Source organism: Qipengyuania sp. R86523, assembly GCF_044596365.1.
In the GTDB taxonomy this organism is placed as follows: Bacteria; Pseudomonadota; Alphaproteobacteria; order Sphingomonadales; family Sphingomonadaceae; genus Qipengyuania; species Qipengyuania citrea.
On record NZ_CP138997.1, the window covers coordinates 1,199,870 to 1,220,387 of the forward strand.

General features: G+C 62.9%; 19 protein-coding genes, 1 tRNA gene and 1 other RNA gene. 6 read left to right on the forward strand and 15 right to left on the reverse strand.

Features of this window, described 5'->3' with window-relative positions:
- Positions 1-4: 4 nt before the first annotated feature.
- Positions 5-715 carry a Crp/Fnr family transcriptional regulator gene (locus SJY12_RS05905; RefSeq protein ID WP_050600021.1) on the forward strand — a complete coding sequence of 237 codons (711 nt, stop codon included), beginning with the start codon at positions 5-7 and terminating at the stop codon, positions 713-715.
- 164 nt (positions 716-879) lie between these two features.
- Here the strand turns inward: SJY12_RS05905 and SJY12_RS05910 are convergent, their stop codons facing one another.
- Together SJY12_RS05910 and SJY12_RS05915 are read right to left on the reverse strand one after the other, a co-directional pair.
- Positions 880-2,139, reverse strand: a complete 1,260-nt coding sequence (locus tag SJY12_RS05910; protein ID WP_397506445.1) for a hypothetical protein — start codon at positions 2,137-2,139, stop codon at positions 880-882.
- An 88-nt stretch (positions 2,140-2,227) separates the two neighbouring features.
- Entirely contained in the window at positions 2,228-2,770 is a 543-nt protein-coding gene (locus SJY12_RS05915; RefSeq protein WP_397506447.1) for a recombinase family protein, read from the reverse strand.
- A 246-nt stretch (positions 2,771-3,016) separates the two neighbouring features.
- Here SJY12_RS05915 and SJY12_RS05920 point away from each other — a divergent pair, with 246 nt between their 5' ends.
- Entirely contained in the window at positions 3,017-3,289 is a 273-nt protein-coding gene (locus tag SJY12_RS05920; RefSeq protein WP_397506449.1) for a hypothetical protein, read from the forward strand.
- A gap of 677 nt (positions 3,290-3,966) precedes the next feature.
- Here SJY12_RS05920 and SJY12_RS05925 read toward each other — a convergent pair.
- The 5 genes from SJY12_RS05925 to SJY12_RS05945 all read right to left on the reverse strand — a co-directional run bounded on the left by SJY12_RS05925 (position 3,967) and on the right by SJY12_RS05945 (position 8,603).
- The gene (locus tag SJY12_RS05925) at positions 3,967-4,725 is read right to left on the reverse strand and encodes a hypothetical protein (protein ID WP_397506451.1); all 759 of its coding nucleotides are present in this window, start codon (positions 4,723-4,725) and stop codon (positions 3,967-3,969) included.
- 412 nt (positions 4,726-5,137) lie between these two features.
- Positions 5,138-5,437, reverse strand: coding sequence for a Bro-N domain-containing protein (locus SJY12_RS05930; RefSeq protein WP_397506656.1), 300 nt, complete (start codon positions 5,435-5,437; stop codon positions 5,138-5,140).
- Positions 5,438-5,500: 63 nt separating this feature from the next.
- Positions 5,501-6,790: a hypothetical protein gene (locus SJY12_RS05935; protein ID WP_397506453.1), complete on the reverse strand. Its 1,290-nt coding sequence runs from the start codon at positions 6,788-6,790 to the stop codon at positions 5,501-5,503.
- Positions 6,787-8,427 (reverse strand): site-specific integrase, encoded by a 1,641-nt coding sequence (locus SJY12_RS05940; RefSeq protein ID WP_397506455.1) that lies wholly within the window; start codon positions 8,425-8,427, stop codon positions 6,787-6,789. The genes SJY12_RS05935 and SJY12_RS05940 overlap by 4 nt, the downstream gene beginning before the upstream one ends.
- Before the next feature lie 90 nt (positions 8,428-8,517).
- Positions 8,518-8,603 (reverse strand) — tRNA-Tyr (locus tag SJY12_RS05945).
- A 142-nt stretch (positions 8,604-8,745) separates the two neighbouring features.
- Here SJY12_RS05945 and rlmB point away from each other — a divergent pair.
- Positions 8,746-9,534, forward strand: a complete 789-nt coding sequence (rlmB, locus tag SJY12_RS05950) for a 23S rRNA (guanosine(2251)-2'-O)-methyltransferase RlmB (RefSeq protein WP_341859425.1) — start codon at positions 8,746-8,748, stop codon at positions 9,532-9,534.
- A 25-nt stretch (positions 9,535-9,559) separates the two neighbouring features.
- The gene (locus SJY12_RS05955; RefSeq protein WP_397506457.1) at positions 9,560-10,390 is read left to right on the forward strand and encodes a hypothetical protein; all 831 of its coding nucleotides are present in this window, start codon (positions 9,560-9,562) and stop codon (positions 10,388-10,390) included.
- Between the two features lie 91 nt (positions 10,391-10,481).
- Here SJY12_RS05955 and SJY12_RS05960 read toward each other — a convergent pair whose 3' ends face one another.
- Entirely contained in the window at positions 10,482-10,754 is a 273-nt protein-coding gene (locus SJY12_RS05960) for an HU family DNA-binding protein (protein ID WP_050600063.1), read from the reverse strand.
- A gap of 253 nt (positions 10,755-11,007) precedes the next feature.
- On the reverse strand, positions 11,008-13,395 hold the full coding sequence (lon, locus tag SJY12_RS05965; RefSeq protein WP_397506460.1) for an endopeptidase La: 2,388 nt from the start codon (positions 13,393-13,395) through the stop codon (positions 11,008-11,010).
- Between the two features lie 183 nt (positions 13,396-13,578).
- Between lon and SJY12_RS05970 the strand changes: the two genes are divergently transcribed.
- Entirely contained in the window at positions 13,579-13,773 is a 195-nt protein-coding gene (locus SJY12_RS05970) for a hypothetical protein (RefSeq protein ID WP_397506462.1), read from the forward strand.
- Between the two features lie 112 nt (positions 13,774-13,885).
- On the opposite strand, the gene SJY12_RS05975 is transcribed toward SJY12_RS05970, so the two are convergent.
- The 6 genes from SJY12_RS05975 to SJY12_RS06000 all read right to left on the reverse strand — a co-directional run bounded on the left by SJY12_RS05975 (position 13,886) and on the right by SJY12_RS06000 (position 20,155).
- Entirely contained in the window at positions 13,886-14,221 is a 336-nt protein-coding gene (locus tag SJY12_RS05975) for a YbaB/EbfC family nucleoid-associated protein (protein WP_063505538.1), read from the reverse strand.
- Positions 14,218-15,954 carry a DNA polymerase III subunit gamma/tau gene (locus SJY12_RS05980; RefSeq protein ID WP_397506464.1) on the reverse strand — a complete coding sequence of 579 codons (1,737 nt, stop codon included), beginning with the start codon at positions 15,952-15,954 and terminating at the stop codon, positions 14,218-14,220. The genes SJY12_RS05975 and SJY12_RS05980 overlap by 4 nt, the downstream gene beginning before the upstream one ends.
- Before the next feature lie 167 nt (positions 15,955-16,121).
- An RNA gene (gene ffs, locus SJY12_RS05985) (signal recognition particle sRNA small type) lies at positions 16,122-16,216 on the reverse strand.
- A 102-nt stretch (positions 16,217-16,318) separates the two neighbouring features.
- Positions 16,319-16,597, reverse strand: coding sequence for an ETC complex I subunit (locus SJY12_RS05990; protein ID WP_063505540.1), 279 nt, complete (start codon positions 16,595-16,597; stop codon positions 16,319-16,321).
- Positions 16,598-16,612: 15 nt separating this feature from the next.
- Complete coding sequence (gene hrpB / locus SJY12_RS05995) at positions 16,613-19,039, reverse strand: ATP-dependent helicase HrpB (protein WP_397506466.1); 2,427 nt, start codon at positions 19,037-19,039, stop codon at positions 16,613-16,615.
- Between the two features lie 99 nt (positions 19,040-19,138).
- Positions 19,139-20,155 (reverse strand): polyprenyl synthetase family protein, encoded by a 1,017-nt coding sequence (locus SJY12_RS06000; protein ID WP_160767137.1) that lies wholly within the window; start codon positions 20,153-20,155, stop codon positions 19,139-19,141.
- Positions 20,156-20,221: 66 nt separating this feature from the next.
- Here SJY12_RS06000 and SJY12_RS06005 point away from each other — a divergent pair, with 66 nt between their 5' ends.
- Complete coding sequence (locus tag SJY12_RS06005) at positions 20,222-20,518, forward strand: chorismate mutase (protein WP_050600071.1); 297 nt, start codon at positions 20,222-20,224, stop codon at positions 20,516-20,518.

Below are 20,518 nucleotides of genomic sequence, written 5' to 3' on the forward strand. Positions count from 1 at the left end.
CCGCATGCCCGAACTGTCCCTCAGCCGTCCGACCAGCTTCTGCGATGCCTGCGCGATCCGCAATCGTGCGATTTGTGCCGATCTCGATGATCGCGAGATCGGCCTGCTCAACGGCATTGGCCGGCGGCGCCATTTGGTCGCGGGCGAGCAGCTGATGTGGGAAGGCGACGAGGCCGTGCTGGTGGCCAACGTCATCGAAGGCATGCTCAAGCTCTCGACGCATCTGTCCGATGGCAAGGAACAGATCCTCGGGCTCGTCTATCCCTCGGATTTCCTCGGCCGGCCTTTCGGCGAAACCTCGCCCTATGGAGTTGAGGCGCTGACCGACACGGTCATCTGCGTCTTCGAACGGAAGGATTTCGAACGCTTCGCCAGGGATCACCCCCGGCTCGAACACAAATTGCTCGAACGAACGCTGACCGAACTCGATCGCAGCCGGCGCTGGATGTTGCTGCTGGGGCGGATGACTGCCGAACAGAAGGTCGCCAGCTTCCTCCTGGAGATCGGCGAACGGCTGGGCAACGCCAAAGCCCGCGCAGGCACCCACGTCCCGCTGCCGCTTTCTCGGCAGCAGATCGCCGATGTGCTGGGCCTGACCATCGAAACGGTGAGCCGGCAACTGACCCGGCTGCGCAATGCGGGCGTCATCGACTTGCCCTCGCGCCGCGAAATCGTCCTGCAGGATCTACCCGACCTCGAGGCGCGCGCGAGCTGACCGCCGAGCCCCGCGGGCCGGTTTGTCATTTAGTAGAGGGTGGCGGTGGTGGACAGGGCTGGATTGCTAAATTGTCCACGTAAAGCTTTTTAAAACAAGGGCTTATTTTTCCGACTGTGTGGCATTGTGTAGCATAAAAGTGCCGACACCCCAAACTATCTCGTTCAGACCTTGTCCTGCTCGGCGACTTCTTCGGAGATTATCCTCCAACTACCCCTGTGGACGGGAATTCGGCGCTCAATAAGAATTCTATCGACCGTGTCGAAGCTAGGGAAGTTGGGTGGATAGACTTCAGGAGGACGGCCGTCGGCAGCTTTGAGAAGCTTTCTGCCTTCTCGCACTATCTCTTTTCCAATCTCTGGGTCGCGGACGCTTCGCTCCTTCTGACTTCGCCAGTCCTTATCTCGTTTATCCCAAAGCATGCTGACTATGCCGTTGTGGTCGCGGGGGGGCTCTTTTACCAACGTAAAAATGCCTTGGGCACGCTGCTCCTCCGGGAGCTGTTGAAACCGGTCATTGAGAGTTGTGAGGTCCTTCTTGAGCTCCGGCCCCCACACAAAGGTTTGGTCAGATTCGGTAAAGAGCGGAACAGAGGCGCGGTGGAGTTTGTCGTTTGAAACGAACACACTCGCGAACGGCAGATAATAGAGATAGCCTATGTCCACCTTGTTGCTGGCGCGTTGGTCCGAGATAATGCCGTTCGATATCGCCAAATAGAAGTAGAACTCCACCTCAAGACAGAACGCGGTGTATTGGGCAAATTGAGGGAGTGGAGGAAATCCCGCTTTCTTCCATCGCTGCAAAATGGCTTTCTGGTCTTCTGCTGAAATATCAAACACTGCGAATGCCAACCTAACGGCTTGGATATTCTTGCCGCTGGACCACACAAAGGCCCTTGCCATTTCTCTTGCCTGTTGGTGGTTCTTCGGAAGGTCAGTCTTAGAAAGTGCGGCTTTGAAGGTCTTAGCCATTGAAGCCAAATCCAGTTTCCCCAAGTGGTCACGCCATGAAGCGGAGATTATTCGTTCAATCTCAGAGAACTCTCCGTCCTGCCACCGGGAAAACGCTTCATTCTCTGGCCCCTGCTTGAAAACAATCCCAGACTTTCCCTCCGACTGCACTGGTATACCCCCCGGCAAAGCGGGCCTACGCCTCATTTCGGTGGGCATGCCCAATAGCTCATTGACGATAAGACGACGGTGAAAAGCATTGGGATAGCTGTGAGCAATGGGCGACTTTTCAGCTAAGGAAGCGACTACGGCTTCTGGCCGCCTTCGGCCCGAGGATGCCTTAGCCAAGCCTCCTAGCGTCTCCGCAAAGAACAACGGAGTGATGATGCAGGTAAAGAGTTGGTCGAGAATTACCGCCTCATCAAGATTGAGGCTCTGCAAGAACGATTTATCAAAGAGGAGAGAGGGGCCCATCCCATTACAATAGCGATCTCTCCCCGCACAGCACCGAGTGCAACTTATCCAATCCCCAGAAAAAAGCAGGGCCTCAAGGCACCACGCATTATTTCAACGCTTCGTAAACACTACTGCGAGCAATGCCGAGCTCCTTGGCAATCGCACTTGCTCCCTTGCCCTCCGCCTTCATCTCGCGAACCCGGCCGACGGGCACAGAAGGCTTGCGGCCCTTGTAGACGCCCTTCGCCTTGGCTTTGGCTATCCCTTCAAGCTGACGCTCACGGCGGATGGCAGTCTCAAACTCTGCAAAGACGCCGAGCATTTGTAGGAACGCCCGCCCTGCCGGGGTTGAAGTGTCGATGGGTTGCTCCGTGGCCCTGAGGTGCGCGCCCTTCTCCCGCAGTTCCCCGACGATTTTCTCAAGGTCACCTAGAGACCGGGCGAGGCGGTCGATGCGGGTGACTAGGAGCGTGTCACCTTCTCGCAGGAAATCGAGGACAGTGGCGAGCTCTGTTCGACCCTTGGTGCTCGTGCCGCTCTTCCGCTCGCTGCGGATAAGGCCGGCACCGGCCGCCACCAGCGCCTCTTCTTGAATAGCGCAGTCCTGGTCCTCGGTGCTGACGCGGGCATATCCGATGATCTGAGACATAGTGCATTCCTGTCCGAATAGGGTCTAGAGACTCACCGACTAATGTCCGAAAAACCTACAGTCAATCCTAAATGCACAGAAACAGTGTCCGGCTATCGTGTCCGCTAGGAGTTTACCCAAAATGGAAAATCTTCGGTAAGCAATTGTTCGTCACCTGATGCTAACCGATATCAACCCGCACAGCGAACGCTCGCGGCCAAGCGCAAAAGGGCTCACCTACGCGGGTTTGTTTGAAGGGCAGCCAGTATGGATGAGCAACAAAAAGCGCGCCTGAGCAAGGCATACAAGGCGCAGAGAAAACGTGCCCGGCAACGAGAAATAGGCTGGCTGTTCACTTGGGAACAGTGGTTCTCTTTTTGGAAGAAAGGCGGACGTTGGAAGAAACGGGGTACTGGCCGCGATGATCTGGTTATGTCACGAAAAGGCGACAAAGGCCCCTATTGCCCTTCCAACGTTGTGTGCCAGACCCAGCGGAATAACGGACTAGAAGCCGCGGCCAAACGCGCTCGGGAAACATAGGGCCTGCGTCCCTCTCCACCCCCGCGGGGGACTGCGGCTATTGCGTTCTACGTTAACCCGCTTCAGATTTTCGCAGAAAATCAAACGGACCTACGCGGCGAACCAATGCGGTCTCCGCCGGACATACCTAAGGAGCTCTGCCGGCGGTAGGCGGTGCAGCGTCCGGCTCGCATTCACGAACCTCTGACGAAGCTCTGGGCACGTGATTGAGGCCGCTTGGCTAGCGAAGGGGTAGCAAGGCACTGTCGACCTCCTGCGGCAATTCTAGGGGCAGTGGAGGGGACCTGCGGGCCTGTTCCTCCAGCGCAGTCCAATGAGCGTAGCGGCGGCGGGCGTTCACCCGCTGCTCTTGCTTCTGAATGGCATGGCAGGAGCGACAGCGGGACTGCCGCACCGTCCGACCCCGGGAGGACCGCTTGGCAAACCTATCTAGCGGCAGCGCAGCGTCACAGCCGTGGCACCACTTGAGACCGGCGGGGACCGGGGGGGAGACCTTGTTTGCCATAGCGGGCTCCTTGGGTTAGCTTGTTATGTTCGGGGAAGTAGGGTGCCGATGGTAATGACTGTGAGGTCGCCATCGGTTTGCGAGTGCTCCCGCGTTCGCTCGGCAAAGTGAGCACTGCCGGGTCGGTAGGGGTTCGCGGGAGACGGGCGGGGCTTGCGACCCCGCCTTCTTCTCATCGCTCCGTTTCCTCAAACTTTCGGTATGCGTTAGCACGGTCGGCAACGCGGGCGGCGCGCACATCGGCCTTTGCCTGTGCTTGGGCCTCACGGTCGATTGCGGCTTCTTCTTGCAGCTTTTTAGCGTCCTGAACGGCCTGCCACTCAGCCCTTTGCAAGCGGCGCTGGCCTTCGGAGCCCTGCAAGAGCGCGATGCGCTGGCGAAGCTCCGACGCCTCGTACTCTGCCGCTGACCGGGCAGTACCTCCCAGCCGAAAGACCGGCTCGTCGTATTCTTCCCCGGTGCTCTCATCAACCTTGCGGTCGTGCCGAACAATTTCTTGAAGTGCGGTCAGACGCTCCGAGAGCTTGCGCTGCGCATCGAAGATTTCATGCTCGACGAGGAAGCGTTCTTGCTGAAAGGCGTTTGCGTTCGGACCGGGGCCACCCCAGACGCGGACGGCGTAGGCATACTGTTCCGCTTCTTCGAGGATGACGCGTTCCTCGGCAGCGGCGCGATTGACCTCGGGAAAGTCTGCTAGGCGCGCATCGACCCTTGCGCGCACATCGGTAGGCAGCATTTCGCGTGTAATTTTCTCAGGGAGCTTCACGGCTCCGACCACCGAGACCGGACCGGACAGGTCTCGAATAGGGTCTTGGTTTACTAGGCTGTCGGCAAGGTCCCGGTCTTCGGGAGCAATGTCGTAGCTCTTGGGGGTGTAGTTGGAGGAGCCGTCGCTTTCGAGCGCGGCGGGGGGAGTAGAATTGTCAGACACAGTGTGTCCTTTCGTTTGAGTGAGGTGCGGACATGCCGCGGCGGTTGCCCATGCGGGCGCTTCCGTGCCTCGCCGGTCATCGGCAGGAGCATCGAAACTGAGGAAGTGTGGCGGGGGCCAAGTCGCGTCCGACCGGCTTACCCCGCCACGGGCCTGCAAGCTGCGGTCAGTCAGCGAGGCCAAAAAAATGGGTTGGTAGATGGGAGCGCGTAGGAGCGGCGCGCTGCATAGGGATGGCGGGCGTGTATTGCCTCCACGTCCCGCTTTCGACCGATGTTCCATCTACCAAGAGAGGGCAGTAATAAGAGACTCGCACGGCGGGCCATAACTCTCACCGCGACTTCTCATCCAAAGGTGCACAGTAATTATCCGGCCCGGGCTGCAAGGATGTTTCCTACCCCAAAGATGGGCACTAATTGCGGATGGCCGGCAGGACCTCCCGCGTCACCCAGTCCTGAAACTTGCGGGCTTCCGGTTTGTCGGAGCGCATGATGAGCTTGTAGAGGCCGCTTTCACTAATGGCGGTTAGCTGAACCTCCGAGCCTTCAAACAAGCCTCCGCAATCTGGCAGGGGGATGGTCTGCCGCGTAAAGAGACGCCGCTCGTCGTCAGCCAGCTTCTTCAAGTGACGCCCCGCGCCGCCGTGTATGTCAAGGTTGAGGATACGGCACGCGTCCACCGCGACGAACCACGGGGTCCCGTCGAGGTCGATGGTGCGGAGGGATGCTTATGCTTCCTAGTAAGTACAGATGCGCGGTGCGGTTACCGAATGCGCTTACCGGATAACCGGTTCATCCACCTCCACACACACCCCACCCATGACCTCCTGATATGCCTTGGTCATGGAGAGGCGAAGGGTGCCGGAGTGGGATGATGGGACAAGAAAGCTGTCATGGACCGGCAGGCAACAGACGTCTCTCTCGGCCATGTCCAACAGCACTCGCTCAGCAATGTCGCTGTCGAGCCGCTGCAACTCCAGCCCCCGTCCCGAGCGAAACCAATCGCCGATGCGGCTGTGATGTTGCTCAACGGCGTCGAGGACATCCTTCCACCTCCTGCCCCGTATCCGCTGCAGGTTCTCTGGCCGTGTCCGGCGCATTTTAGGTCCAGCGTTCAACAGCCGGACCAATGCCTCCTTCACCCAAGCCCGACACTCGTCCCCCGTCCATCTTTCGACCTCATACGGGTCATCCTCCGGCTCCAGCGGCAGCCCCTCGATGGCGTAGATCATTCGGGGATGGAGGCTGCCGAAGTCCAGCTCCGTCACCGTCTCACCGTCTATTAACAGCTCAGCCCGCTCTCGCTTCGGCATGGCAATCCACGGCCCTCCGTAAAAGCGACCGCCGTGGCCGAAACTGCCACGATTAAATACGCGATAGAGGCGGAACGGGGGGAGCGGAATATATCCGCCACCATCGGCTGGCTCGGAAACCTGATAGAGCTGGAGAGCCTCATTGATGCGCTTGAGGTTCTCGCGCATCCGCAGGGTCTCCGCCGTATCCTTATACTCCAACCTCCGCCCCGACCTCTCGCCGGGCTCCTTCCCGTCTCGTAGGATGATGGTTTCGGTCCTGTCGCTGTAACCCACGTCCTGCGAACTCATGCCGAGCTCTGCTAGCCGCTCCACAAGCTTCGCGGTCGCGCCGATGCGAGCCATCTGGCCGGAACCACCGGGGCCGCCAAAGGGGTTCTTCTCGAAGTAGCCGCCCTGCCCCTCCGCATAGCCAGAAGCGAGAAGCCAATCTGCGACAGTAGTGACGGCCTTCAACGACACGCTCCCGGGGCGGTTGTAGCGGGAGAGGCCGGGATAATGGTCTCGTCCCCTGCTGTAGCTCCGCCAGCCCCCTTTCGGGTCGGTGGAGGCCGCGAAAAGCGCACAGACCATCGCCTCCATTGCGTTCTCCAGCCGTTCCCTGTCGGCGGGCTTGCGGACTCGCTTTCGGTCCTCGGACGCCTCCAGCGCATTTACTAGGTCGCATAGGGCTAGCCGTGCGGCCGCTGTGAGAGGAACGCGAGTCCACTCAAGCGGCGGTGCTTCACTGACAGCGCGCATGGATGGGCTCACGGGTAAAGGTGCGACAGGTCGAGGCCGGGGTAGGCAATTTTGGCAATCGCCTCTGCCTTGAGGCGCGCTGACAGCCCGGCCCCATAAACCTTGCCGGACCCCGGCTCTCCTCGCCTAGCCAAAGCAAGCGCGGTCCTCTCGGGAAGCTCAGCCTCGCGCAAGCGGTCCTCAAAGCAATGGCGGAACGAGTGCATCCCCAGCTTGCGACCTTCCAAGCCCAGCCGCTTCACCAGCTTGCTAAACCGCTCGCCGATTTTCGCTCCCACTTGCCCCCGGCTATTCATTGCTCCCTCTGGAAACAGCAATTCCTTCCCGGTCCCGCGCCGAACTTCCACATATCGCAGGAAGCCTAGCCGGACCAACTCGGGGTGTAGAGCGAGCGTGCCCCGGCTTCCCTTTGTCTTGAGTTTGCGGGTTCCGTAAGGCTGGAGCCGGATGACGTGGATGCCTTCCTCTTCACCCACATCCTCCACTCTCAGCCCTGCCGCCTCGCCATTGCGGAGACCGTGAAATAGGCAAAGGAGGGGGACCCAATAGTCACCCGCCTTGCCCTTCCCTTCCCTCCAAGGCTCTTGCCAAGCTGCGGAGGTGAACACCGTTTGTAGTTGCGAGACCGTGAAAGGGTCCCGGCGGTCTTCATCGTCTACTGGGTCGAAGACCGACAGGCCTTCGAAAGGATTGGCGGAGACCCATTGCTCCTTCCGGGCCCAATTGAAGAGGGAAGCGATGTGGAGGAGATAGCCGTCATTAATGGTCTTGGGCTTGATGGTCGGCAGCCCTAGCTTGGCGGCCTTCTTCACGGCCTCGGGCACCGTCATCCCCTCCAGCGCCTTCTTTCTGCCCATGTTCACGGGCAGGCCCTCCAGCAGCGTCACCACCCCACGCGCCTCCTCACGGGTGATGCTGTCGACCCCCCTGCCGGGGAACACGTCTCGCACGAGGCGAAAGACGGGTCTCACGGCCTTCTTGGTCGACCCGCTCCACCCCGGCGCCTTGTCCGCCTCATATCTATCTATCAGCTGCTCGACCGTGCGGGAGGCAGGAGCTCCCTCGGGGGCCGCGGGAACTTCGCGGATTACTGGGTCACGCGGAGTGTAGCCGGGATTGCCCGACAGGTTCGCCGCCGCGACCTCGTGGAGCTCCACAAAGGCGCGCATGAGCATTCGGTGGAGAGGCTCCCAAGCTGGCGCGTCATCTGGCAGCGAGAGCCCCGCCTGACTAGCGAGGACCTCCGCAACCCCGGCAACCGGCGAAAAGTCATTGCGGCCCAGCATGGCCCGCGCGGTCTCAAGGCTACTGCGGGTCTCGGCTAGGAGACGTTTGTGGTCTGCGGGGTGGACCGGGCGGCTAACGATGTAGCGCGGCAGCATATCTCGATAAAACTCGGCAGCCATCCGGTGCGCTTCTGCTTCAGAAAGTTCCTCCCTCGGAGCTTCTGCGAGCTTGGCGCGGGCCTCTGCCACTAGCCGCTCATATTCGGCCGCCATGAAAGGGAGTTTGGCCTGAGCGGCCTTTCTGTCCTCCTCCCCCGTCGATTTCACGAACCCCTCACCTCGGAGGATAGGAGCGACATCGGACGGCCAACGCTTGCGCACCTGCCATCTGGCGGAGCCCTTTCGCCGGGTGAGTTTGAACATCGTTTCCATGCCTTCCGTGTAGCAACTCTGTGTTACAGTCGGAAGGTGAAAACCCCTGTTTCTCAATGATTTCCGGGGCCTAAGTGGCGGTGGTGGACAGGGCTGGATTCGAACCAGCGTACGCTTGCGCGGGCAGATTTACAGTCTGCTGCCTTTAACCACTCGGCCACCTGTCCACACGGGCCATTTCACTGAGGAAATCGAGGGATCGGATAGTCCGACCCCGTGCCGAGAGGCGCCCCTTTGGCGAAGCGGCGCTTGCCTGTCAATGCCCTCGCTGGCACAGGCCCATGCAAAGTTACAGACAGGACGTATTCGATGGCTAAAGGCGAACGCAAACGCGCACTCAGGGGCCGTGCGGGCCGAATGAAGGGCGGCCGGGGCAGCGGCCGCGCGGGATCGGGGCAGGTGCGCCTGTGGGGCCGGCACGCGGTGGAAGCCGCGCTCAAGAACCCCGACCGGGTGCATCGCAAGCTGTGGGCGACGCGCGATGCGATCGATACGCTCGATGGCGAATTGCCGGCGGATTTCCCTCTCGAATACGCCGAAGCGACCGATCTGGCGCGGCTGGTGGCCAAGGATGCCCCGCACCAGGGACTCGTGCTCGAATGCGCGCCGCTGGAAGACACGCATCTCGACGAGGTACTGGACGGAGACCCGGCGCGCCCGATCGTGGTGCTCGACCAGGTCACCGATCCGCACAATGTCGGCGCCATCATGCGTTCCGCGGCCGCATTCGGCGCCGCCGCGCTTGTCACACAGGATCGCCATGCCCCGCCCGAAGGCGGCGTGATCGGCAAATCGGCCTCCGGCGCACTCGAAGTGCTGCCCTGGGTCCGCGTCGTCAATCTGGCACGCGCGCTCGAGCAGATCGCCGAGGCGGGATACTGGCGCATCGGTCTGACCGGCACTGCCGATGCGACGCTGGGCGAAACGCTGGCCGCAGGACCCATCGCGCTGGTGCTCGGGGCCGAAGGCGAAGGCATGCGGCAGAATATCGAATCGCATTGCGACGTGCTCGCGAAACTGCCGATCGGAGACCAGATCGAGAGCCTCAACGTGTCCAACGCGGGAGCGATAGCGCTCTACGCGGTCGCCACGCGCTAGCCCACTTCAACACGGGGGAACCGACATGAACCGCATCCTTATCGCGCTGTCCGCATCGTTCGCGCTCGGCGGATGCCTGTTGTCGCCGGGGACGTTCAGCAGCGAGCTGCATCTGTATTCCGACGAAAGGTTCTCCTTCGCTTATGACGGCGAGATCGAGATGCTCGCCCTCAGCCAGCTGGCACAGATGAGCCGGGCGAGCGAAGAGCGCTTCGAAGCCGAATGCTATGACGAGGATTACGAGGTCCGCGACTGCAGCGAGGCCGAGATCGCTGCGCAGCGCGCGGAATGGGAAGAGACTGCCGGCGAACGCGCGGCAGAGCGCGTACGCGAAGCGGAAATGCTGCGCCAGTTCGTCGGCAGTATCGATCCGTCCGACCCCCAGGCCGCGCAGGAGATCGCTACGCGGCTGGAACGCCAGCGGGGCTGGGAAAAGGTCGAGTATCGGGGTGACGGCCTCTTTGATGTGAGCTTCGTCACTGCCGGGACACTGACGCACGATTTCGTCTTTCCCACGGTCGAAGGGATGCCGGGGGCCAATGCCTTCGTGAGCATCAACCTGCGCGACGGCGGCGAAGTGCGCGTCGATGCCCCCGCCTTTGCTGCAGGCAAGGAAGAACCGTCTTGGGGCACGGCGTCTTTCGCCGCCCTTGCTGCCATGGCACAGGCCGAGGAAAGCGGCGAAGCCCCGCGAATTGTCGTGCCCCAGGGCACATTCACGATCGTCACCGATGGACGGATCTTGGCGAACAACACCGATGAAGGCCCCAAGCCGCACGCACGCGGGCAGTCGCTGAGGTGGAATGTAGGGCCGTCGACGCAGCAGCCGCCCACCGCGCTGGTGGCATTCGACTGAACGATACGAAAACGCCGCGCCTCCCGGGATGGAAAGCGCGGCGCAGTTCGGTTCCATCCGCGCGTCAAGCGCGCGGATGCGGAAATCGTGCTTAGTTCACGGCGTCCTTGAGGCCCTTGCCGGCCTTGAACTTGGGCTGGTTCGAAGCCTTGATCGTCATCGGCTCGCCAGTGCGCGGGTTACGACCGGTCGAGGCCTTGCGCTTGGCGACCGAAAACGTGCCAAAGCCCACCAGGCGCACTTCGTCGCCGCTCGACAGCGACTTGGTGATGGCGTCGAAAACGCCTTCGACCGCGCTCGAAGCGTCGCTCTTGGAAAGGCCGCTGGAGTCGGAGACTGCGGTGATCAGGTCGTTCTTGTTCATTCTGGGAAACCCCCTTGTTTTGTCTTCGGGTGGGAATGGCTGAATCGCCTCGGCGAAGACGGAGGAATTGAGAGTTTTTTAGGCGCGCTGTCAAAGGCATTTTTGGCTGAAAACAGCGGATTTCAGGGCAAGACAGCGGAAAACTAGGGTGAACCGCGAATTCACCAATCAATCTGGCGAGTGGTCACGCGACATGGTCCGCGAAACCGAGTCCGCGGACCATGCGAGTTGCTGCAATGCAGCACATCAATTGTTAATGCGCAGTCTGTGATGCCACTCTTTGTGCGTGGTCGGGCTGGGCTGCGAGATCGTCGGCTTCGGTCCATTCGATCGGGTCCGGCACGCTGCACAGCGCATGCGCGAGCACTTCGTCGACATGGGCCACCGGAACGATTTCCAGCCCGTCCTTCACATTCGCGGGGATTTCCGCGAGGTCCTTGACGTTTTCCTCGGGGATCAGGACTTTGCCGATCCCGCCGCGCAGTGCGGCGAGGAGCTTTTCCTTCAACCCGCCGATGGCGAGAACGCGGCCCCGCAGCGTGACCTCGCCGGTCATGGCGACATCGGGCCGTACCGAGATCCCCGACAGCGTCGAGACGATCGAGGTGACCATCCCCACGCCAGCGCTAGGGCCATCCTTCGGGACTGCCCCTTCGGGCAAGTGAATGTGGATGTTGCGGCGCTGGAACAGGCTCGGCTTGATCCCGTAATGCGGCGCGCGCGCCTTCACGAAACTGAACGCCGCGGCGACGCTTTCATTCATCACTTCGCCGAGCTTGCCGGTGGTCTTGATCTCGCCCTTGCCCGGCGTGGTGACGCTTTCGATCGTCAGCAGTTCGCCGCCGACCTCGGTCCAGGCGAGCCCGGTCACTGCACCGACCTGAGGTTCTTCCTCGCTCATGCCGTGCTTGAACTTGCGCACCCCGGCAAACTCGCTGAGGTTGTCAGGCGTAATCGTGACGCTTTCGACCTCGTTTTCGAGGATCTTGCGCAGGCTCTTGCGAGCCAGCCGGGCGAGTTCCCGCTCCAGCGTGCGCACGCCCGCCTCGCGGGTGTAATAGCGGATCAGGTCGCGCAAACCTTCTTCGGTCAGCTCGAATTCGCCTTCCTTGAGGCCATGTTCCTCGATCTGCTTGGCAAGCAGGTGGCGCTGGGCGATTTCGACCTTTTCGTCCTCGGTATAGCCTTCGAGCCGGATGATCTCCATCCGGTCGAGCAAGGGCTGCGGCAGGTTCAGGCTGTTCGCCGTCGTCACGAACATGATGTCCGACAGGTCGAGGTCGAGTTCCAGATAGTGGTCCTGGAACTTGCTGTTCTGTTCGGGGTCGAGCACTTCGAGCAGCGCCGAAGCGGGATCGCCGCGGAAGTCCTGGCCCAGCTTGTCGATCTCGTCGAGCAGGAACAGCGGGTTGATCTTGCCCGCCTTCTTGAGGTTGGTGACGATTTTGCCCGGGAGCGAGCCGATATAGGTGCGCCGGTGCCCGCGGATTTCCGCTTCGTCCCGCACGCCGCCGAGCGACTGGCGCACGAATTCGCGTCCCGTCGCCTTGGCGATGCTCTTGCCCAGCGAGGTCTTGCCGACGCCCGGCGGGCCGACGAGGCACAGGATCGGCCCCTTCAGCTTGCGCGTGCGCGCCTGCACCGCGAGATATTCGATGATCCGGTCCTTGACCTTCTCGAGCCCGTAGTGATCGGCATCGAGCACCTGCTGCGCCTTACCGATGTCTTTCTTGACCTTGCTCTTCTTGCCCCAGGGCAGGTCGAGCAGCACGTCCAGATAATTGCGGATGACCGTCGCTTCGGCGCTCATGGGCTGCATGGCCTTGAGCTTCTTGAGCTCGGCTTCGGCCTTTTCGCGGGCTTCCTTGCTGAGCTTGGTCTTGGCGATCTTTTCGGTCAGTTCGGCGATTTCGTCGCTCGCGTCGTCGTCGCCGCCCAGCTCGTTCTGGATCGCCTTGAGCTGTTCGTTGAGATAGTATTCGCGCTGGGTCTTTTCCATCTGCCGCTTCACGCGGCCACGGATCCGGCGCTCCACCTGCAGCACCGACAGCTCGCCTTCCATGAAGGACATGACCATTTCGAGCCGCTTGAGCGGGTCGCGCTCGACCAGCAGCGCCTGCTTGTCCGACACCTTGGCGTTGATCGCTGCGGCAATCGTATCCGCGAGCTCGCCGGCATCGTCGATATCGCCCAGCTGGTCCGCCGCGTCCTCGCCCAACTTCTTGTTGAGCTTGGCATATTCGCCGAATTGTTCGACCACCTGCCGCATCATCGCGACCACTTCATTGCCCGAAGCGGTTACCAGATCGCTCGACGAAACCACCGCTTCGACGAATTCGCCGCGTGGTTCGAGCGCTTCGAGCGATGCCCGCGCCGCCCCCTGAACCAGCACACGGACGGTGCCGTCGGGCAGCTTGAGCAGCTGCAGGACCTGCGCCACCACGCCGACATCGAACAGATCGTCGCGCTCGGGATCGTCGCAGCCCGGGTCGAGCTGCGCGAGCAGGAAGATGTCCTTGCTTCCTTCCATCGCCAATTCGAGCGCGGCGACCGATTTGTCACGTCCCACGAACAGCGGCACCACCATGCCGGGGAACACCACGATGTCACGCAGGGGAAGAAGGGGGTAGCTCTGGGTCATCAATCAATTCCATTGGGGCCATTGTCGGCCGTTCCCGAGGAATATGGTGAGCCATGTCCCGCAACGCAACGCCGCCGGTCAAAGTCATGTGGATGGCTGGTGACGCGCTTCACACGCGTTTAATGTCGCTTAACCATACACCGACTCGGTGCCAAGACGCGTTCTGCAGTGGGAGGGCTAGCGATGCTGGGTTCAATGGTCTGCAAAATCCGCGGCCATCGCGTGAACCGTCGCCATGTCTGGGACGATGGGATGAATTTCCGGACGAATTGCGCGCGGTGCGACGCGGCTTTGATCCGTGACCGCGAGGGCTGGCGCACCTTCGACAACAACCGCGATCTGGACGAACGGCGACGACCGCATCCTCGGCAGGACTGATATGCCATGGCCGGAGCGCTTCTGAAACGCCCCGGCCAGGGAAGTGCACATTGGCGGAAAGGCCGTGTTTGGCCCGCTGAGAGCGCGCACCGACCCGGCGCGCACCCCGATCTTACATTCCGGGCAGCTTGAACCCGGCGGGAAGGCCGGCGCCCTGCTGGATCTTGTCCATTTCCTGACCCGATACGCGATCGGCGCGATCGCGCGCGTCGTTGAACGCCGCCGTCACCAGATCCTCGAGCATCTGCTTTTCTTCGGGCTTCATCAGGCTGTCGTCGATCGCAACGCCAACGATCCGGCCCCGCGCGGTCGCGCGCACCTTCACGAGGCCGCCGCCGGCCGATCCTTCGACTTCGATTTCGTCGAGCTTGGCCTGGGCATCGCTCATCTGCTTCTGGATCGTTTCCGCGGCTTTCTGCGCCTGCGCGAGCATTTCTTCCATGTTCATGCTTTTCTACTCCAAGGGATTTCGCGGCGCTGGGAGGATGCGCCGCCGTCTTCAATCAATTCCGCTTCGGGGAAGGTGTCGAGCGCAGCCCTGACGAGCGGATGCGCGCGTGTTGCTGCGGCGGCCGCATCACGCTCGGCCTCGGCCACTTCGACCAGCGAGGGCGCGCCGTCCCCGCCCGGCACTTCCTCGACCGTCCAGCGCTTGCCGGTATGGCGGTGCAATGTCTCGCGCAGGACCGGCGCGATATCTTCGGAATATTTCGCATCGCGCCCGTAGCGCAGGGTACCGTCGGTGAACTCGACCACCCGCACCTGCAGGCGCATGACGCTGGCCTGCTGCATCATCCCCGAAGCGTCGATCGCATCGACCGTTTCCTTCCAGTCCAGCGCCGCCTGCGGGGCCGCCTCGCCCCCGCCTTCCGGTGCGGGGGGAGATGCTGGCGCAGGTCCACGCTCGGAAAAGGTTTCGAGCTTCCTGGCCAGCTTGCCCGGATCGGGCATCTGTCCGGCATGCAGGGTGCGCAGCAGCGCCATGCGCAGCGCAACCAGCGGATCGGGCGCAAGCCGGACTTCCTCGTGCCCCTTGAGCAGCAATTGCCACAGACGGTGCAACTGGCCGGTGGGAATCCGCGCAGCCCATTCCGTCAGCTGCTCGCGCTCGTCCGCGCTTACCCCTTCGGGCTCGTTGCCGGAAACCTGTGCCACCGTGATCCGGTGGGCCACATCCATCTGCGCACGCAGCAGCGCCAACGGCTCTACGCCCAGTGCATATTGTTCGTCGACCGCCTCGAGCAGGGCCTTGCCCTCGCCCTCCAGCATGTGGCCGAACAGGCGCCGCTGTGCGCTCTTGTCGGCCAGGCCCAGCATGTCGCGAAGCCGCGCTGCGGTCACCTTGCTGTTGGTATCGAGATCGGCATGCGCGATGGCCTGGTCGAGGATCGACAAGCCGTCGCGAACCGATCCCTCTGCCGCGTTGGCAACGATGTGCAGCGCCTCGGCTTCCGCCTCGACGCCTTCCTTTTCGCAGATCGACGCAAAATGCGCTTCGAGCAGTTCGGAAGGGATGCGCCGCAGATCGAACCGCTGCGTGCGGCTGAGCACTGTCACCGGAAGCTTTTCGACCTCGGTGGTGGCGAACAGGAACTTCACATGTGCGGGCGGTTCTTCCAGCGTCTTGAGCAAGGCGTTGAAAGCGTTGCGCGACAACATGTGGACTTCGTCGATAATGTAGATCTTGTAGCGCGCCGAAACCGCCGCGTAGCGCACCGCTTCGATGATCTCGCGCACATCGTCGACGCCGGTATGGCTGGCGGCGTCCATCTCGATCACGTCGATATGGCGCCCCTCGGCAATCGCGCGGCAGGGTTCGCACACGCCGCAGGGGCTGATGGTCGGGCCGCCCTGCCCGTCGGGTCCGACGCAGTTCAGGGCCTTCGCGATAAGCCGGGCGGTCGATGTCTTGCCCACCCCGCGAACGCCCGTCATCAGGAAGGCATGCGCCAGCCGGTTGCGCGCGATCGCATTGGCCAGCGTACGCACCATCGCTTCCTGCCCGATGAGTTCGGCGAAGGTCTGCGGCCGGTACTTGCGCGCGAGAACGCGGTAGGGCTGTGCGGGATCGACCGGCGCCGGATTGGCGGCATTTACAGTTGGCGGAGGCGATGCTTCTGCCGGGCCATCGGCATGCGGCGCCGCAGGCGCGGCAGGCTGCGGTGCAGCACCGCCGAACATCTCGTTCCTGCCCCGCTTCCTCGAGATCCGCCGCACTGGGCGTATCGACCTCTTGCGCGGCGCCGTCCCACGGGGGGCTGTCAGGATTGTCCGGTGAATCACCCATCGCCGACTAGGTAGGCACTACCGCGGCAAAAGTCATGCCGTCACGATTACGAATTGTGGGTGAAAGAGGAGCCGGCCGACCCGCCGCAATTCACCTGGGCTGCTTCCTTCCGGACCTGACCCGGTGAGCGAACGCAAACGTCCGACCGACTCCCGGCGCGCCATATGGTGAGGTTGGCGGGTTTTGTCCAGCCCCTAGGCCGGGCATTCGCGGCAGCGCTATCAGCCAATGGTTATCCCGCTGAAGGACGAACTGCGCTCAGCGAAAATTGTCGGCGTAGGCCTGCAGTTTGAGGCTCTTGGGCGGCGTAGCATGGACGCGGGCAACGATATCGTATTTGCGCGCATAGGCCTGCGCCTCTTCCTTTGTCGGAAAAGTCAGCTGAACCTGCGCCTGCGTATCGCCGCTGCCGGTCCACCCCATCAGCGGATCGGGACGCCGCGCCTCGGACTGCTCGAATTCGAGCACCCATTCATCGGTCCGGGCCCTGCCCGACTGCATGGCGTTCTTCGGTCGCTGATAAATTCGTGCTGCCATGGGTGCGCCCTTAAGTCAGCCGCTGGTTTTTGAAAAGGCGTTCTTGGTTTTCAAACTCGGCTTTTCCGCCCAGGGCTGCTCGGGCCAGCGGTGCTTGGGGTAACGGCCCTTCATGTCCTTGCGCACGTCGGCCCAGCTCCCCCGCCAGAACCCCGGCAGGTCGCGCGTCGACTGGATCGGACGCCCCGCGGGACTCGTCAGCTTGAGCAGCAAGGGCGTGCGTCCGACCAGCGGATGGCGTTCCAGCCCGAACAATGCCTGTACGCGCACTTCGACGCTCGGTGCATCGTCCCCCGTATAGTCGATCGCATGCGTCGTGCCTGCAGGCGACGCAAATACGCGGGGAGCTGCGCTGTCGAGCGTCTGGCGGCTATCCCAATCGAGCTGGCCCAGCACCGCATCGACCAGTCTGCCCTTCGGTATGTTCAGATCGCGCCGCCCCTCGACCAGCGGCAGCAGCCAGAGGTCTGCGGTCTGCGCCAGGGCCTCGGGTGAAAGCGCTTCGATCCCGGCATAGCTTGCACGCGCAAGCAGATCCGCAGGAAGGAGTTTTGCTGGATCCCGGCGCGCCTTTTCCAGCAGCAGCGTAGCGATGGCCTGTGGGTCCGGCGAAGGGTCGGGTCCGCGCGCGAGAGTGACCGCGCCGAGCCTGCGCTCGAGCAGGGCCTCGACCCGTTCCCCATTCCATCGCAGGACCTGCCGGCGTTCGATCCGCTCGGGCAACCAGCGTTCGATATCGCTTTCGGCCAGCGCGATTGCCGAAGTGATCCGCGCCCCCTTGGCCTGCCCCTGCGCATCACCGATGACGAGATAGTCGGCGCGTGCGAGCGGCGATGCCGGGTCGAGGACGAAACCGCGCCCGCCGGCGGCGATCCAGCTCTCTCCACTCGCATCGCGGCGCCGGGCAATGAATTCGGGTCGTCCGGCTGCGAGGAGGATGCCGGATGGGGGCCGGTTGGCATCCGCGCTCGCCGAAACGAGGTTGCGTGCGGTTTTCGCCCAGCGGCCCGCCAGCCTGCGGTTCGCTTCCGCACGCGCGCCCCGGTCCGCGTTCCAGCGAGCGAGACGCGCTTCCAGATCTTCGCCCTGCCCGCCGAGCCCTCGTTCCTGGAGCAACAGGGCGAGCCGCGCCGCATCTTCTGCTACGCCGTGTTCGGCACCGAACAGCACGCACGCCGCTCCCTGCGGGTCGAGAGGGAGCTTGGCGAGCTTGCTTCCCGTCTCGGTAATGCGCCCTTCGGCATCGAGTGCCCCCAGTGCTGCCAATGTGCTGCGTGCCGCGGCGATCGAAGCGGCAGGCGGCGGATCGAGCCATGCCAGTTCGCCGGGATCGCCCGTGCCCCATTGCGCCAGCGCCAGCACCAGTGGAGCAAGATCGGCGGTTTCCATTTCGGGCGGATCGAATGCGGGACGGCCCGCGTGACCGGCTTCTTCCCATAGCCGGTAGGCGACACCCGGGCCCTGCCGCGCGGCGCGGCCTGCCCGCTGCGCGGCAGCCGCTTGGCTCGCGCGATGTGTGACCAGCCGCGTGGTCCCGGCCGCGCGGTCGAATTCCGCGCGGCGGGACAGGCCAGCATCGACGACGACCGAGACGCCGTCGAGCGTGAGCGATGTCTCGGCGATGGCAGTTGCCAGCACGATCCGCCGACGCCCCTCGGGATCGCGCCGGATCGCGGCGCGCTGGCCCGCCGGATCGACTTGCCCGTGCAGCGGGAGGACGAGCGCATTCGGCAAGCGGCCTTCCAGCCGTTCGCGCGTGCACTCGATCTCGCGCACGCCTGGCAGGAAGGCAAGGATGTCGCCCGCCTGTTCGCGCCAGGCCGTGCCGATCGCCTTGGCGACCGCGTCTTCCACCGGGATTTGCGGCATCGCGCCCAGCCATTCGATCTGCAGCGGGTGCGCGCGCCCCGCGCTTTCGATCATGCGCGCATCGTCACCGAGCAGCGTGCGGAAGCGCGCGCCGTCGATGGTCGCCGACATGACCAGCACGCGCAAATCCTCGCGCAGCACCGCCCGGCTTTCGAGCGCGAGCGCAAGCCCCAGGTCGCTGTCGAGGTGCCTTTCGTGCGCTTCGTCGAACAGTACCGCCGAAACGCCTGCCAACTCGGGATCAGCAAGCACGGTGTTGACGAAAATCGCCTCGGTCATGACCAGCACGCGCGTTCGTGCGGATCGCTTCGTGTCGAGCCGGGTCAGATAACCGATCGTTTCGCCGGGCTTTTCCCCCAGCGCCTGCGCCATCCGCTCGGCCGCGGCCCGCGCTGCAACGCGTCGGGGCGAAGTGAGGATCACGGTGCCATTGCACCACGGCTGGTCCAGCAGTGCGGGCGCCACCGCGGTCGTCTTGCCTGCGCCCGGCGGCGCGACCAGCACGGCCCCGCTCTGCATGCGCAGCGCGTCAAGCAGATCGGGCAGGACCGCGTGGATGGGTAGATCGCTCACGCCCTGCCCCTAACCCCGTCGTCCGCATGAAGTCGAGACGGCTTGGGCAACCGCTGCCCGGCCAGACCCATCCGGATGTGGTCGTTAGCCTGAAGCCGCTCAGTACCCGCGTGCGACAGAGAACAGCGCAGCCTGCGTCATCGCCTGCCGCGCGGTACCGTCGGGAAAAATCGACAGTGCATCGATCGCGCACTGCGCAAAGTGACGCGCACGTGCCTTCGTGTCCGCCACCGCATTGTGCCGATCGATCAGTTCGATCGCATGGTCGAGATCCGCATCGCTGGTCTTGAAGCCGCCGATGGCTGCCTTCCAGAATTCACGCTCTTCCGCGCTACCCCGCGCATAGGCCAGAATGACCGGCAGCGTCATCTTGCCTTCGCGGAAATCGTCGCCGCGGTCCTTGCCCATGGCGGCCGCATTCGAATCGTAATCCATCGCATCGTCGACGAGCTGGAATGCCACCCCGAGATTGCGGCCATATTCGTCGAGTGCCTGCTCCTGTTCCTCGCTGCACTCCGCGACCACGGCCGCTATGCGGCTGGCCGCGGCGAACAGCGCGGCGGTCTTCGCGCGAATGATATGGAGGTAGCGTTCCTCGCTCGTGTCGATCTTGCGCTGCGCGGTGAGCTGGTCGACTTCGCCTTCGGCAATGATCGCCGATGCGCCCGACAGGATCTTGAGAACCTTGAGACTGCCGTCTTCGGTCATCAGTTCGAACGAGCGGCTGAAGAGGAAATCGCCCACCAGCACGGTCGCCGGGTTGCCGTAGATGATATTGGCGGCCGCCTTGCCGCGCCGCAGGTCGCTGCCGTCGACGACGTCGTCGTGGAGCAGCGTCGCGGTGTGGATGAACTCTACCGCCGCGGCGAGCTTGTGCTGCCGGTTGCCCGTGTAACCGACCAGCTCCGCACCCGCGAGCGTCAGCATCGGGCGCAGGCGCTTGCCGCCGCCCGAAATCAGGTGACCCGCAAGCGCCGGGATCAACGGCACCTCGCTTTGCATCCGGTCAAGGATGACCTGATTGACCTGATTCATGCCCGGAGCGGTGAGAGCCAGCATCGGCTCGATCGATCCTTCGGGCTCCTTGCGCGGCAGGGTAAGTACGTCGGCAGACATTTCGGCTTGGCCATGGTCTGCGCAAGCTTTCTTGGCAAGCGTACATTTCTTGTTAGCGTACCCAGAATGTCCGATAACGCCCCGCCCGATCCCGTGCTCGCCGGCTTTCGCAAGAGCATCGACAACATCGACGCCGCCCTGATCCACATGCTGGCCGAACGGTTCCGCATCACTCAGGCCGTGGGCGAATACAAGGCGAAGGCCACGCTGCCGCCCGCCGATCCCTCGCGCGAACAGGCGCAGATCGCACGGCTGCGGAACCTGGCCGAGGAAAGCGAACTGGACCCCGAATTCAGCGAGAAATTCCTGCGCTTCATCATCGATGAGGTCATCCGCCACCACGAACGCGCTGCCGGCCGCTAA

What these genes read in the sequence shown, in the direction of transcription:
- SJY12_RS05980 (WP_397506464.1), bottom strand. Translation starts at nt 15,954, where the DNA reads ATGTTCGGCGGTGCTGCACCGCAGCCTGCCGCGCCTGCGGCGCCGCAT.
- SJY12_RS05960 (WP_050600063.1), bottom strand. Translation starts at nt 10,754, where the DNA reads ATGAACAAGAACGACCTGATCACCGCAGTCTCCGACTCCAGCGGCCTT.
- SJY12_RS05955 (WP_397506457.1), top strand. Translation starts at nt 9,560, where the DNA reads ATGAACCGCATCCTTATCGCGCTGTCCGCATCGTTCGCGCTCGGCGGA.
- SJY12_RS05970 (WP_397506462.1), top strand. Translation starts at nt 13,579, where the DNA reads ATGCTGGGTTCAATGGTCTGCAAAATCCGCGGCCATCGCGTGAACCGT.
- SJY12_RS05975 (WP_063505538.1), bottom strand. Translation starts at nt 14,221, where the DNA reads ATGAACATGGAAGAAATGCTCGCGCAGGCGCAGAAAGCCGCGGAAACG.
- SJY12_RS05990 (WP_063505540.1), bottom strand. Translation starts at nt 16,597, where the DNA reads ATGGCAGCACGAATTTATCAGCGACCGAAGAACGCCATGCAGTCGGGC.
- SJY12_RS05920 (WP_397506449.1), top strand. Translation starts at nt 3,017, where the DNA reads ATGGATGAGCAACAAAAAGCGCGCCTGAGCAAGGCATACAAGGCGCAG.
- SJY12_RS05910 (WP_397506445.1), bottom strand. Translation starts at nt 2,139, where the DNA reads ATGGGCCCCTCTCTCCTCTTTGATAAATCGTTCTTGCAGAGCCTCAAT.
- SJY12_RS06000 (WP_160767137.1), bottom strand. Translation starts at nt 20,155, where the DNA reads ATGTCTGCCGACGTACTTACCCTGCCGCGCAAGGAGCCCGAAGGATCG.
- lon (WP_397506460.1), bottom strand. Translation starts at nt 13,395, where the DNA reads ATGACCCAGAGCTACCCCCTTCTTCCCCTGCGTGACATCGTGGTGTTC.
- rlmB (WP_341859425.1), top strand. Translation starts at nt 8,746, where the DNA reads ATGGCTAAAGGCGAACGCAAACGCGCACTCAGGGGCCGTGCGGGCCGA.
- SJY12_RS06005 (WP_050600071.1), top strand. Translation starts at nt 20,222, where the DNA reads ATGTCCGATAACGCCCCGCCCGATCCCGTGCTCGCCGGCTTTCGCAAG.
- SJY12_RS05905 (WP_050600021.1), top strand. Translation starts at nt 5, where the DNA reads ATGCCCGAACTGTCCCTCAGCCGTCCGACCAGCTTCTGCGATGCCTGC.
- SJY12_RS05940 (WP_397506455.1), bottom strand. Translation starts at nt 8,427, where the DNA reads ATGTTCAAACTCACCCGGCGAAAGGGCTCCGCCAGATGGCAGGTGCGC.
- SJY12_RS05915 (WP_397506447.1), bottom strand. Translation starts at nt 2,770, where the DNA reads ATGTCTCAGATCATCGGATATGCCCGCGTCAGCACCGAGGACCAGGAC.